Genomic DNA, 14,170 nt, shown 5'->3' on the forward strand with positions numbered 1-14,170 from the left:
ATGAGTTACGAATGCACGTTAACGATAAGAGGATGTAATAAGGGCGGTTGTGATAAACAAACATAGGAATCGATAAGAACGCTATTGGTGATTCTTGCCAAGTACTTTTTCTTCCAACTGAGGCAGATGGTCTATGATGTTCGCGTCGATTTCGATTGTAAACGTGCCCGCAGTGTTGCGCAGCGTCTTTTGTATGCTTGAAGGTTCGGTGTTGCTGAACCAGGCATAAAACAGATTGAGTGCAAACAGAGCCGTGGTCTTTGGATCAATTCCATATTGGTTTGCAATGTTCCAACAAAAGTTCTTCAGGTCTGCTTGCTTCAGCCACTTCTTCTTGCCGATAGAAAGAACCTCCATTCGTGTAACGCCATTGAGTTCCACAAGAAGTTTGACAGCTTCCTCTATCTGGTACAGTTCTTCATCCGTAAAGCCATAAGGCATGAGTGTATAACGAGTATATTTGAGGATGGCTTCAAGCTTCTTGGCCTCGCGAGCAACCTTTGCTTCATTCATCTGCTTGCGGTCAATCTGCACTTGGTTGATAAATATCTCCAACTCGGCATGTGCTTTCTGAATATCACGTTTGAGTTGTAGCTTTGCCAATGCCTCAGGAGTAACGGATACTTCTTCTGGACTATGAGATTCTACATTGCTTTCTCTCTTGTGAGTATCATCAGCAATAGGTGCAGCATTCATTGTATTGGTGATAGTTGCCGTCTTCTCTTGCACCTTCTTCTGTATCTGACCAAGGTTTTGAGTGATGTGCTCCTCCATCTCTTCGCGGTCTGCTATGTTGTTCCATTCCTTGCGATGAGACTTGAAGAAAACATAGAGTCCCTTCTTGATGCAATGACAGACAAGTACAAACATGGCGTAATAACCTATGAATATCGGTATTGTGAGCAGGAAGCACATGAACTCCTTTTCTGCATCATTCCCCACAATATACTGAGCCGTTTTGAAAGCCGCTACGACGTAGGTGATGATGAGAATGCCAAGGAGCCCCCTGTCAAAGTTTCTAGCAAGCCCTTCCTTCTGATGGGGTATAGGGAAAATGTCAATCTCCATACTTTTACAGTTCTTTTATTTGTTTTTGGGCAATTTCAATGGCTTGCGAACTGAGTTCTTGCTCGCCATCTACCGCATCAAGCACCTTGTCTGCCAACCATAAGGTAAGCATTTCATTCTCGTCCTGATGAAAGTACTCTGCAAGTTTGATAACCTGCTCCCGTTTTGCACGTCTGTCGCCACGCTCAATTTTACTGAACATCGGGGTATCTATCTCCAATAGCGCAGCCAACTGGCGTTGCAGTACACCATTCTCATCTCTTAGTTCTCTAATCTTATTTCCGAATAACATATTTATTTCTATTCTTTTGAATTATCAAGTAATAGATCCAATTGAGCCTGAAGCTCCTCTCGATTGGGTAGATAAAGTTGATAACGCGCTGCAAAAAGTTGGTTGTCGATACCCTGGAGCGCGTATTCCATCAATAGCTCATCTTTCTTTGCACCCAATACAATACCAATTGGGGGATTATCGTCTGGTTGGCAAATTTCATTTTTGAAGTAATTCAGATAGAGATTCATTTGACCGATATCTCCATGCTTAATTTCTCCTCGCTTCAAGTCAATCAAAACATGACATTTCAATATGGCATTGTAGAATACCAAATCAACCTTGAAACGTCTGCTCCCTATTGGTATGACATACTGACGTCCCATGAATGCGAAGCCTCTGCCCAATTCCAATAAGAACTGTTCCATATTGGTCTTCAGAGCTTTCTCCAAATCGGATTCCTTATACCGCTTTTGCTGCGGTATTCCTGTAAACTCTAAAACGTATGGGTCTCTGATGATATCAGCAGGAGACATGACCTGATGCCCTTCATTTGCAAGCGCAAGCACTCCTTCTTTATCTGTACTGAGTGCAAGTCTTTGGAAAAGAGATGAATTAATTTGTCGTTTTAACTCCCTGACTTTCCATCCTTCTTTGATGCATTCTTTCATGTAGAACTTCATCTCTAAGGGATCATCACATTTCAGTAGTTCAAAATAATGGCTCCATGTTAATTTGTGAGACAGTGTTTCACAAATTGGGAAAGCCAAGTATAACTTACGCATGTAGTTGAGATTGGAGCGACTGAATCCGCGCCCTTTCAATCGAGTCAAGTCTTTGGACAGATTAACTAATAGTTTGTCTCCATACTTCGCCTTAGCATTGCCACCTTGTTCAAACTCAACGATATACTGACCAGTCTGCCAATTCGCATTGATCAGTTCAGCATTGACTGCATATACAGCCTTGTTCTTTGCCCCATCCCAAAGGTCTGAGATATGTGAGACAAGTCTCACATATTCGGGATCATTGGCCAGAAGTTGACCAGAAGTCTCTTTTGTTATGTCAATGTTTTCTATCATATTATCATCCTTTATAAATGAGCCTTTTACCCTCATGCTCAGGAGGTCCTTATTACAGAAACATTATTAGCCCCACTAAGGCAAGTAGCCACACAAGGTCAGCAAAGCGCTTTCCTAGTTGGGTCTAAAACGAATCCCAAAAAGGAGATGACTTTTTCAAATCAGCCCCTTTGTTTTCGGACTGATTCAACTACAAGTCACCATTTACTAGAATAATATTAAAATTATCCATAATGACTTTTTGAATTATGTTACGCATCACATGTTATCATCCCTGTTCGCTTCCGGGCTGGCACCGACCTACTCTCCCGCATTTGCAGTACCATCGGCATTAACGCATTTCACTTCTCTGTTCGGAATGGTAAGAGGTGGAACAACGTTGTCATAAGCACCTAATTCTATATCGATACTCACTCATTACTCTTTTGTAGTATTTAAATCAAATGACCTTTCAAGTTCCAACTCTGGACGAGTTAGAAGGATTGGCATTTCTTCTTGTTTTGTCGTAACTGGAACATTGGAAGCATTTTTGGCTCTTTTTACAGCCCAATTTCTTAATGTAGAAATTTGTTCTTTCATAGTTGTTGAAAGCGGAACTGTAGCATTTATAGCATTTAGGATATGTATCATTTCAAGTTTGGGGGATGATGGATTCTCAATATATGCAGAAAACATAGCTTCCTTGATACATTCCTCTATTTCTGCACCATTAAAATTGTTTGCTTGTTCAGCTAACACATCTAAGGCGTAAAGAGACGGGTCTTTGCCATTTTTTTTCAGGTGAATAGAAAAGATTTTTTCTCTTTCCGCTTTTTCTGGTAAATCAACAAAAAAGATTTCGTCGAATCGCCCCTTCCTTAGTAATTCAGGAGGAAGTTGATTGATATTGTTCGCTGTAGCAACAACAAATACAGGTGCTGTTTTCTCCTGCATCCAAGTTAATATTGTAGAAAATATTCTGGATGTCACACCTCCGTCTGTTGCCCCACTTGATTGAACTCCACTTAATCCTTTTTCAATTTCATCAATCCAAAGAACACAGGGAGCTACAGCTTCAGCTGTGGCGATAGCTTTTCTTATATTGTCTTCACTACTTCCTACAATTCCTTGAAAAACTTTACCTACATCCAGTCTAAGCAAAGGCATGTTCCAATTTGAAGCAATACTTTTTGCAATCAAGCTTTTGCCACATCCTGGAACACCAAGCAAAAGTAGACCCTTTGGTTCTTTTAATCCCCATTCTCTTGCATTTTTTTCATATGCTAATTGTCTTTTTTGGAGCCAGTCTTTAAGATTTTCCATACCACCGACATCCAATAAACTTTCATTTTTCGGGAAATAATCTAAGATACCAGATTTTCGAATGATTTGCTCTTTCTCGGAGGAAACTGTAAAAGGTGAATTCTTATCAAAACTGTCCTTAACAGAGGCTAAACAATATGCTAAATCTGCTTCCATTGATGTCATTCCCAAAGCAGCATCGATCAACTTGTCTCTTAAAGATGTGCTAAGTTCTATTTTTGATTGTCTTGCAACAACATCCAAGACTTCTCCTATTTCATTTCTTTTGGGGAGAGGTATCTGCAAAACCGTTACATATTTTTCGAGTTCAGCTGGTAAATTGTAACTAGAGGATAAAATTATGGCATGTGTATTATTATTTGTTGCTTCCGCTATTTTCCTAATTAACAATTTGACTTCATCCCTTTCAAAATAGTTGTTAATGTCATCAAGGATAAAAATGTTTTTTTCTCCGGCCTTTTTAGCATTTAGAATATACCCTAACAATTCTATGGGATTCAGCATCCTTTCGATTTTTTTTTCAGTTTTATCAGGCATTATTTGTACTAGACCATAAACACAATCCCACTGAAAAAGGTTTACGGTCTTACCCTCTCTACGCAAAATATCAACAATACCCTTAATCTTTTGTTTGGTACGATAATACTCAAAACTATGAAGATACAAGACTGGATAGTATGCTCGTATCATTAAAATCAATTTTTGAAAAATGTCTTCCATATTATTTGTTTCTTAAATCAACATTATTAATTCTCCTTGGTTTCATTTTGCCAATGTATTTTGCAGGTACAGGCTTCTTCGTCATTACTCTTTTGTTACCAAGAAGATGCTCCAAAATATCCATTGCTTCATGAGCTTTTTCGTTAATGTCATTTGGCAAATAATCAGAATCTGTTACAATAGTTCCATCATAAAGTATTGTAAATTTAATAGAGGCAAATGGCTCGTCTTCTGAAGGATCATACGATTTCGCCTCCATAAAGAAGCAATACTTTTCTTCTTTAGTTGGAATAAAAGTGAAATTCGAGCGGTATGTAAAACCAGCTTTTTCAAATTCTGAAATCAAAGCATTCTTTGAGTATTCTGCATTTAACTCTTGAAATTTTACTTTTAGTTCTTCTACTTTTTCTTGCGCATTTGGCATATAATAAGTATTGTAAGTAACTTCATTGGTTGACATATTGAGTTTTAATGCAAACTCGCCATAGAAGTTGGAACCAATACCAACCTCAGTAACCAATAGTATATTATTCTGTATAGAATACTTCCATCCCAAAGCTTCACACGCTGCTTTCAAGACATTAGCATTCATAACTTGTGGATTCCGAGCGAATCTAGATGACTCAAATCTTGACATATTTATAATGAATGTAATAATTTACCAATAATTTTAGATGGATCTTGGTAATCGTTTTTATCTAAAAATGTTTTGCCAGGGAATAACTGTCTAACTAATTTATTGCCCAATTTTACATTATAAAATGAAAACAACTTACCATCAATAGCAATAAACACTCTAGAAGTGCCCTCCTCTTTATCCCTCAAAATATTATATTTAAATAACTTAAGTAGGTTTGAGTCACTTAATAATGTTACCAATTTCTCTTTCCATTTATCGCCCACATTTGCTTTTGACGCATTGTTATATAACGACAAGTAAAACAAACCTGTCAGATGCTTTAATATGGATGCAGAATCTGTGGGATTTAGTTCATAGAAGGACAATGCTAAAGTTTGATTTACATCCACGCTTTGAGCATTTGCTGTAGATTGGTTGCTAGATTCACTGTCATTGAACTTTGGTTTCTTTATAGACGCATTGATTATGTCCTGTAATTGTAGAATTACATTTTGAATATCATCGTTTATGAGCGAGGTATCACAAAAAGACGATAACTTAAACAGTTTTGCTCTATATGAGTTTACTTCTTTCTGAGACAATCCATCGTTAATCTTGCTTTCAATTTCGCTCTTTAAGGACTCTAATTCTTTCGCTAATATGTCTGATTTCGCTTGTGCTTTGCGCTCCTCTAGCATATTGTCGTAATCAATAAACAATTCCTCCAGCTTATCATCCTTTCTAAAATACTCAATTTTATCGTTATAATAGTTTTGTATTTCATTAGATGACAATGTAGAAATCTCTTGCAATGCTTTTTCAATATACTTTTCTGCAAATAGTTTCTTTGATAAATGATATTGATTTATTGCTGCTTGATAATGTGCAAGGCACATTTCTTCAGCTCTGACATGAGTGATGTTTTTAGATGTCACAGAGAAAGACAAAACGTTAAAGCTACCAGTGAAAAGAACACATTGTCCATTTTTTACTTCAATAACATTCTTTTTATGGAATGCAGGAAGTTCCACATGGAAGAATTGTTTAACATATTCGAATTCTAAAGATTCAAGGGCTTTTTGAGATTGATCTCCCACCATTTTATCTTTGTGGCTGTCAAGTCCCCCATCAGGAGCTGAGTAAGAGATAAACACCTTACCTCCTTGTTTAAGATAGTTCTTAATCAAAGGAAGACGATTACGTATGAATGTGCTATCTCCCACCCAAGGGCTAGATAACCAGATTTCATCAGGTTTGTCTGTTTGGAAAATATTATGCAATTCTGACTCAAATGCAATAGAGTCGTACAATGCTCGCTTATGAAGTCTTTCTGATAGGTCATCTGGGTTTATTTCTTCTTTATTCTCTTCACCTACTGCAGCTTGCTTATCCTCTTGTTCTATAAGTTTTTTCTCTGCGGAAATAATATTTTTTATATCTTCCTTAACCAAAGGATCCGACTTCGCAAGTTCTAAGTCATCATATATAGCAAGGTCTTCACTCTCACTAGCAACTTGCAGCATTTGTGAGAACAATGCCTGCTTTAAATCTTCATCTTCCTCAATTAATTGAGATAATGGATGTAAAACAGCCTGTGTCGTATCATCATAGACAATTGTCCTTACTTGTTTCGTTCTGATACTCTGAACAAAACATACTGTTAAATCGTACTTATAAAAATTATGATTTTGTGGCGTAGCTTCCTGAAGAATAAATCTTTCTTTTGAACTTTGCATATTAGATGCTTGGATCTCCGAAAGTTCCTTGACTTCCTCAAAAGTAAGAGGCAATAACGATTCGTTCTCTTTGAAAAAATCGGTTTCGTCAACAAGCTGAATATCGTCAGCAGAAATACAATCTCGCAATCCGGTAAAAGAATGATTATTATTCAAATACCAAAGTTCAAAATCAGAACTAAATGATTTCATTCTCTCACCATGAGCCGCGAACTCCTTGCCTTGTTCCGTTATAAAATATGCAGACTCATCACCTCGCACAAGGTTGTATCGGATCATAGTGTCGATGGCACTACGAATCATTTTTTGTTCAGCAATGTCATGCTCAATATCCAATCCCAATATTTTGCCAATATTGGAAAGGGATGTTTGTCCATCAATACTGATTATGCCAACAACAGCCTTTTCGAACGCAGAAATCTTCTCTGGCTTGTTAGTTACGCCCTTATACGACTGAGCAATGAACTTTATAGTATATGGAATATATCCGATAATAAGCTCGGATATAGCCTTGTTATTTTCAATGACTCTATTGAGGCGCTGATCTAACGTCTCTTCAATTATTTCCTTTTTATCAACACCTTTCTTTTGAGGTTTTGACTTCAAATTCTTAATCCTTGGGTTGAAATTTTTGTTTCGGCCCTTGTTATACGTATTTTGTTTCATCTTACCAAGTCTTGAAGTTGTTTAATGTCAAAATGTTCCATCTCATCAATTGATCTTTGATAGTGAGCATTCTGTCTAAAGAACTGTCTGTTTCCGACCACGATTAACAGTCTTCTTGCACGGGAGAAACCTACGTTAATACGTCGAATATCTTCTGCGAAGCCATAGCGATGCTCTTTATTGCTTCTCACCGTTGAAATAATGATTATGTTACGTTCCATTCCTTGGAACTTGTCGACAACATTAATTCGGAATGGAAGCGACTTGTCAATTTTCCCATCCTTATACATTTCTTTAATCTTGCCGTATTGAGCTCCATAGAACGTTATAATGCCAATCTCCTTATCTTCTGGTTTCTCTTGTGAATCCATAAACTTTTGGAATCCGTCTGCTTTCTGTAAAGCCTTAATAACAGTTCTAATAGCATTAAGTTCACCGTTATTTACGTAAGAAGTAGAACCACTTGGCTGACTCTCATATGAATCTACATCAACCCAGATTGCGTGTGTCTGAGGATCGATGAATCCTGGAAGGGTAAGACCGTGATATCGACTTCCTCTTGCATTGTATTCTTCATTATCCATGTCTTCATCTGAAAGACCACACTTCAATCCTTCTTCAAGTTCTTCACTGTAGAAATGACTTACCGTATTCATTATCTGCTTATGCATACGGTATTGCGTATCAAGGGTAGCAACTATTGAAGGTTTTAGTTTAAATGCAGACCTAAACAATAATTCAAATTGCGACTCTTGGAAACTTTCTATGGTTTCCGCCAACACCTTCTGATTAGCTTTCTTCAATGATAATACAATGTTGTCTTCATTCATCATTGGAGGCAGCTGCTTGTGATCACCTATGATTATAATTTTCTTTCCCCAAACCATAGGTACAGACATCTCCAATGGTGTAGCTTTACTTGCCTCATCCATTATTACAACGTCAAAAGCATTCTCATTGTTACCAAACAATAGTGCATATATTTCCTGTAGTTGCTTAGAACCACAGATACTACATGTAGCAGCTACAAGGTTTACATTACCCTTATAGGCTTCGTAGAATTGTTCTCTCGTGTTTCGGTCACGAACAATAAGATCTTTCTTCCATTGATCAATAACGGACGCATACTTCTCATCTTCTGTCATATCTCGAAGAATTGAGTCTATCCAAATGTTTACTCCATTGTCTTCATTATCAGCATTTGTTTTTTTACACCAATCTTCCATGAAGTCAAGCATGTACCTTTTAGCTTCTATTCCAACTTCTTTTTCTGTTGAAGCATTTTGAATTCGAACAGGTCTAATACCTCTACGTCCCTGCAATCGTTCAAGTGCGTTGTCAACGGCAAGATTTGTTTGGGATGTTAGAAGAATCTTCGAATCAGGTTTCTTAAGAATTTGTTGCCATATAATCTCAGCAATAACAGTTGTTTTACCAGTGCCTGGAGGACCTTGAATAATGGCTATATCAGGAGCAGAGACAGCTTTTGCTACTGCCTCTAATTGTTTCTCATTAAGATAATTCTCTATCTTAGTTTCTGTTATTCGTTTCTTTACCTCTTCAAGATCTTCGTCAAACTCACCTGCATACCTGGGGTCGAATAGGAAGTCACATAACCTTGGATTGGCAGGAGCGGGAATTCTTTTTGTTTTAGAACGAGGATAGAATTGGTTGGGATTGGTAATACGCAACATAGAATCGCTCAATCTTCTTAACTCTGAAGATTTGCCAACCATTGGGAATTGCAAGTAGTCACCGACATGAATAAATTTCGCAACTTGCCCTTTGGCATTGCGATCTTCCATGTAATCTATAAAATCTGAACTGATTTCTAGCTTTATACTATTGAGCTTCCTGCCAATACATCTGCCTAATGTTAAAGCATTTCTTAGCATTTGAGACCTATTCCTTCTCAATTCATTGATTTCGTCGTAATCCTGATATTCTTCCTCATATGCCATGTCTATGGCTTCACTAATAGCATCATATTCATTCGCCTTAATAAGATTAACATCTTCATTTACATAACCATTTCTAAGATTCTTTTCAAATCTTATATTGAGTTGGTGATCAAACTCAAAAGATAATATGGTTTTGCCTTCATCATTAGTCTCAAATTCATTAGTAAGCAAAGATGGATATAAACTTATACAAGAGTTTATAGCATTATGGAAAGAGCTTAACTCTTCCATATCTGAATATTCTATAGTGTAATTAAGAATCTTACATGTCTCATCGTTTTCAAATGAGGCAGTAAAAGACGGTGTTATCTCTGTGATTTTCTCCGCTACTTCTTTATATACCTTTTTACAATAATTAACATCGTCACTCAAGAGCTTGATGACAACAGAAGGATGATATTCCTGTCCTTGAATGCTAAGAGACTCACCACAATATTGACGAACCTCAGAAAGTAATTCAACATAATTATCGTAATCAGTTGGATAAAACTCAACTAAGCCTGATGCTGCTTTGATTTTGATCTGCTTTTTTGAAACAAAATGTAGCTGCATATCACGCAGTAAACCTTTATTTGGAATCACAAAACACCCATAATCATATTCTTTTCTTATGAAAGTCTTATTGTCATAAGCAGCTATGACCTTCTGATGCATTTCATACGCAGTATTGAAAAAAGAATAAGAATCATTTGTACTGAAAATATAAGAGGTACCATTTACAGAAAGGCCCTCAATTTGTACATCTGGTCTGAATTCTGTTGGAGTAAAAATTGCTCTACACGCTGCAATTCTTATACTTTGGAGTGCTGGTTCATTTAAGTTTAGATATGTTTTACCTTGGGTCTTGATGAGTAGTTGACCACTAACAGAATCCAAGACATCTATTACACCTGTCATTTTCTTTATAGCAGACGTAATAGAAGAAATATCCTGATTACTCTTAAAAGAAGTAGTGATAACCGTTTGACGCTCTGTTGTTAAAGTTTCTGGATATTTTGATTGCACTAATCTGTCAAGATATAATGCTTCGCTATCATCCTTAAAGGTATAAACACCTTCGGCATAATCAAATTTTGCATCAAAATCTTTTAAAGATAAATTTATATCTTCCAACAATTCGTCAAGATTTTCAGATGACTGAAGTGTTAGACTACCAGAAAGTACATGCTTTACATCTTCAGCTAACTTATAGCAGTTATCAGCTGCAGCACTTGACAATTCATCCAATATCTCTTCAGTTATATCAACATATCCTGCAAAAGATATTTCGCCCTTCTTGTTTGTTACAAATTCAACATTAGGATTGCGGTATTTTGTTGATTGAACACCTTTAATAGCAGAAACTAGTCTTTGTTGCAGAGTAGGTGCCTTAACCTTTAAAGTCAATGTACTATAAGTTCGGTTATTAAAATGTTCCTTTTCTATAGTACCTACTTCTTCAACAATAAACAATTCTTTTTTGTCTGTATTTAGAGCTCTTTCGCCATCAATATATGCTTTCCACATTCTTCGAGATTGCTCTCTGTTAATTTCTCGTATTGGTTCTTTTAAAGATGTTAGGCTTGTGCAGAAATCCTTTATCTCGCGATAGGATGTCATAAGGTCATTACGATCAAGGAAATCCATGAGGTTGTGGTTAATGTATTCTTCTGCCATGAATTTTAGATTCATGCTTTTGTATTCAGAAGGATCCGTAGGCACAACAATCTCTTCATCTGAAATGTAACTTAAGGAAAATTCAGTTAAATTTTGTCTTGCTGTCACATAGATAGACAACTTCAATTCTTCAATAATGAATTGATACTTTCGAAAATCTTTTTTATCCTTTCCCTTATACACGATTTTACACTCATGAACGCCAAGAATGCTATCAAAGATTTCTTTTGCTGTCTGAGTAATAGATTTTATATAGTTTTTGCTATACTCAAAGGCTTGTTGGGAATATACAATAATACAGGGTGTAGACTCCAGCACCTCTGTAAATAGTTCCTCCGTAATGGTTCTATCTAATTCTGCCATATTTGTTCATTTTAAATATACGATGCTAATATTTCTATCGTACATATTAAGTTGTATTCTTCTTATTTCCGCGTTTTCTATTAAGAGCACAATACCATAACTATCGAATGATGCATCCGCTAAGGGTGCACCTAATGCCAAAGCATTTTCGTCATACCCATAGCCGCGAAACTCCACAATATTCTCATTTGAAGAGACTATGCGCATACGCTTGGGTGCCATCTGAATATTATTCTTCCAAATGGGGTGAAGTCCATCAAGATTGTACACGGTAACCGTATATCCTTCGCCTCCTTGAATGTTTTTCTCAATCACAAAGCGTCTATTGCACCCGTAATTGTGACCTGATACATCCTTTCCATTTTGGAAACGGATGTGGTCGGAAGTATCAAAAGAAACGTACCCATCGGGTGGATAATTGTTCCCCTCAATTATGTAATTGATGAAGTCTTTTTCCATATGCTGGCTGATATTAAACTTTTCTTTATGAGAATTGTCATATTTTGACCACAAAGATAATCACAATTTTTGAAATACGGCCAATTTTGCAAAAGATTCTTCGTTTTTTAGCTACATTTTAACAGATGAGAGCGACCTGCAGGTACAATTTGCTGCAAATCGCTCTAGCTTATATGCCTTGTGTGCCTCAATAGGACTGACCTTTCTTTTTGGATGGTGAGCCGAGGCCAAGTTTCTTCGTGCCATCCCAATTCGTCAGTTGGTCGGCACAGCCATTGGAGCCTCCAAGTGAAGAGTATGTTTCTGCACTGAATGACATATAGTCAACGAAAGAGATAAAGTTGTCTATGATAGATGGCTCGTAGGTTACATCCCGTTCTGCAAATAGATGTGTCCAGCTAGTGACACACTCTTTATTGAATTTTGAGCAATCACTCCATGACACACCACTAAGGAAGTTGTTGACGGCCGAGGTAACACCTTCCTTTGTGCCAAGGTTCAATTCCATCTTATGGGCAACTGCCATGATGCCGTAGTAGATGGATGCAGCCTCTTTGTCGTTGAAGTTAGTTCTTGTAGTAAGTGCGAATGCCCTGAGGGCAACACGTCCTTCTGCGATGAAACGATTGAGAATGTTCTGGTATCGATCTTGCTTCTCTGCAGCAAGTCGAGCTTCGCGCTCCTTGCGCTCCTTTACCTTCCTTGCAGCCTCGTTGTACTCAGGTTCATTCCAAAGGGCATTCCACTTTCCCAAGAGCTTCTGGTAAGTTGACCGAAGCGAGTGCAGTTCGCTCTCAACCTTGTCGGCACGAGCAGTTTCGGCATTCTTGGCGCTTCGCAGTCGCTCTACGGCGTTTTCATCAATGAGTGTCAAGCGGTATTTGAGTCCATTCACCTCTTCTGTGAGAGTGGTTACTTTAGCACGAAGTCCACGGATTTCAACATCCTTTGATGAGATGATTCCTTCCTTGGTATTCAACTCATTGGAAAGATTCTTATTCGTGTCCCAAGACATGCGGTACTGCCGTCCCAGGCTCTCAGCATTGGGCTCGCTCTTCCATTTTAGTCCAGCTGCCTTGATGAAACTGCCAATGGTTTCCCTAACCCCAGCATCATACGACTCTTTGAGCTTTGCAGTTTCCTCCTTCTTGTACTTGCCTGGCTGGAAGATCTTGGCAAGAAAGCCAGACTGGGCGTTCTTCAGTTCTTTCTGTGCTTCCTCTTTCTGTTGAGTGGCAATAGATGCTTCTGCTTCAATCTCTGCTTTCAGCTTCTCTGCCTCTGCAATGGCCAGTTTTGCTTGACGCTCAGCCTCCAGTACCACCTTGCTCTTGTGTCTACGTTCCCGTTTCTCTTCTTCGGAGAGTTCATGATACGGGATGCCTCGTTCCAAACCATACTTTTTGCCCACCTCATTATAGTACTTGGTGTGGAGGTCGGAGAGATATTCGGACTTGTCCTTGGCAGTCTCTCCCCATACCTTGGCATACGATACACGCTCGACCATTCCCTTGCTTGCCTCAGTCTTGATGTAGTTGCTGCGTTCCTCCTTGGGCAATGCCTTCCACTCTTTCGTTGACAGTATCTTGTCGGGATTGTCCTTACTTATATACTGGCTGCCGATGCGTCCACGTTTCTTGACTTGCTCTACAGGAACGGTCAAGGCATGGGCATGGACACCCGTCTCATCACAATGCACGTCGAAGCCAATGATGTTTTCCTCGCCCCACATACTGCAGCAGAACTGATAGGTGTCCTTGGCCCACTCGTAGATAGCAGGCATCAGTTTGATGTGGCTATTGTCTGCGTATGGGTCAGAGGTATCTATCTGTTGTTCGCCAAAGGCCAGTCGTTTCATCACTTCGTGGTCACCACCAAAGATAATATTCACCAATCCGTTTGGACTGTTCTTCGCTATCTGGTCGGGATGATTGGCATCCATGTATGGTTTGAACCCCAATTCATCGTGACGCTGCTGGAGGCGTTGATGAAGTGGAGTAGGATTGGAGCCAAGGGGCATGACCTTGCACCCCTTGGTGATTTCAAAGTTGAGGTGCTTGCGTGAGAAGTTGTAGTGGTTGTTCTTCTCCGTCTCGGCATTCTTGGACTGGTAACGTTTCTCGTCCCAGCCTCTGCGCTCTGCCTCGCTACCCATCTGTGCAGAGAACGATTTCTTGTCGGTGCCAACATGGATAGACGCGCGTGGTATATGCATTTCCATTGAAACTTTTGTATTAGTGTTATACATCGTTTATAATGTCTGTAAG

At 38.5% G+C, this 14,170-nt stretch carries 9 protein-coding genes and 1 rRNA gene; all 10 read right to left on the reverse strand.

The window, feature by feature from the left end; all coding sequences use genetic code 11:
* Positions 1–81 precede the first annotated feature (81 nt).
* Positions 82–1,068 carry a hypothetical protein gene (locus I6E49_RS06825; protein WP_235401217.1) on the reverse strand — a complete coding sequence of 329 codons (987 nt, stop codon included), beginning with the start codon at positions 1,066–1,068 and terminating at the stop codon, positions 82–84.
* Between the two features lie 4 nt (positions 1,069–1,072).
* Positions 1,073–1,360, reverse strand: coding sequence for a helix-turn-helix domain-containing protein (locus I6E49_RS06830; protein ID WP_235401221.1), 288 nt, complete (start codon positions 1,358–1,360; stop codon positions 1,073–1,075).
* An 8-nt stretch (positions 1,361–1,368) separates the two neighbouring features.
* On the reverse strand, positions 1,369–2,421 hold the full coding sequence (locus tag I6E49_RS06835; protein ID WP_235401222.1) for a PDDEXK nuclease domain-containing protein: 1,053 nt from the start codon (positions 2,419–2,421) through the stop codon (positions 1,369–1,371).
* Between the two features lie 287 nt (positions 2,422–2,708).
* Positions 2,709–2,817, reverse strand: a 5S ribosomal RNA gene (rrf, locus tag I6E49_RS06840).
* A 21-nt stretch (positions 2,818–2,838) separates the two neighbouring features.
* Positions 2,839–4,443, reverse strand: a complete 1,605-nt coding sequence (locus tag I6E49_RS06845) for an AAA family ATPase (protein ID WP_117666206.1) — start codon at positions 4,441–4,443, stop codon at positions 2,839–2,841.
* A gap of 1 nt (position 4,444) precedes the next feature.
* Complete coding sequence (locus I6E49_RS06850; protein ID WP_235401224.1) at positions 4,445–5,080, reverse strand: hypothetical protein; 636 nt, start codon at positions 5,078–5,080, stop codon at positions 4,445–4,447.
* Between the two features lie 2 nt (positions 5,081–5,082).
* Positions 5,083–7,464, reverse strand: a complete 2,382-nt coding sequence (locus I6E49_RS06855) for a hypothetical protein (protein WP_235401226.1) — start codon at positions 7,462–7,464, stop codon at positions 5,083–5,085.
* Positions 7,461–11,444: an AAA domain-containing protein gene (locus tag I6E49_RS06860; RefSeq protein WP_235401228.1), complete on the reverse strand. Its 3,984-nt coding sequence runs from the start codon at positions 11,442–11,444 to the stop codon at positions 7,461–7,463. The genes I6E49_RS06855 and I6E49_RS06860 overlap by 4 nt, the downstream gene beginning before the upstream one ends.
* Positions 11,445–11,450: 6 nt before the next feature.
* On the reverse strand, positions 11,451–11,903 hold the full coding sequence (locus I6E49_RS06865) for a hypothetical protein (protein ID WP_117666212.1): 453 nt from the start codon (positions 11,901–11,903) through the stop codon (positions 11,451–11,453).
* 187 nt (positions 11,904–12,090) lie between these two features.
* On the reverse strand, positions 12,091–14,124 hold the full coding sequence (gene mobV / locus I6E49_RS06870) for a MobV family relaxase (protein ID WP_235401231.1): 2,034 nt from the start codon (positions 14,122–14,124) through the stop codon (positions 12,091–12,093).
* Between the last annotated feature and the right edge of the window lie 46 nt (positions 14,125–14,170).

Source organism: Leyella stercorea (assembly GCF_021531655.1).

Bases quoted from the DNA above. Each gene is read 5' to 3' on its own strand.
- mobV (WP_235401231.1), bottom strand. From the start codon at position 14,124: ATGGAAATGCATATACCACGCGCGTCTATCCATGTTGGCACCGACAAG.
- I6E49_RS06825 (WP_235401217.1), bottom strand. From the start codon at position 1,068: ATGGAGATTGACATTTTCCCTATACCCCATCAGAAGGAAGGGCTTGCT.
- I6E49_RS06865 (WP_117666212.1), bottom strand. From the start codon at position 11,903: ATGGAAAAAGACTTCATCAATTACATAATTGAGGGGAACAATTATCCA.
- I6E49_RS06855 (WP_235401226.1), bottom strand. From the start codon at position 7,464: ATGAAACAAAATACGTATAACAAGGGCCGAAACAAAAATTTCAACCCA.
- I6E49_RS06830 (WP_235401221.1), bottom strand. From the start codon at position 1,360: ATGTTATTCGGAAATAAGATTAGAGAACTAAGAGATGAGAATGGTGTA.
- I6E49_RS06845 (WP_117666206.1), bottom strand. From the start codon at position 4,443: ATGGAAGACATTTTTCAAAAATTGATTTTAATGATACGAGCATACTAT.
- I6E49_RS06860 (WP_235401228.1), bottom strand. From the start codon at position 11,444: ATGGCAGAATTAGATAGAACCATTACGGAGGAACTATTTACAGAGGTG.
- I6E49_RS06850 (WP_235401224.1), bottom strand. From the start codon at position 5,080: ATGTCAAGATTTGAGTCATCTAGATTCGCTCGGAATCCACAAGTTATG.
- I6E49_RS06835 (WP_235401222.1), bottom strand. From the start codon at position 2,421: ATGATAGAAAACATTGACATAACAAAAGAGACTTCTGGTCAACTTCTG.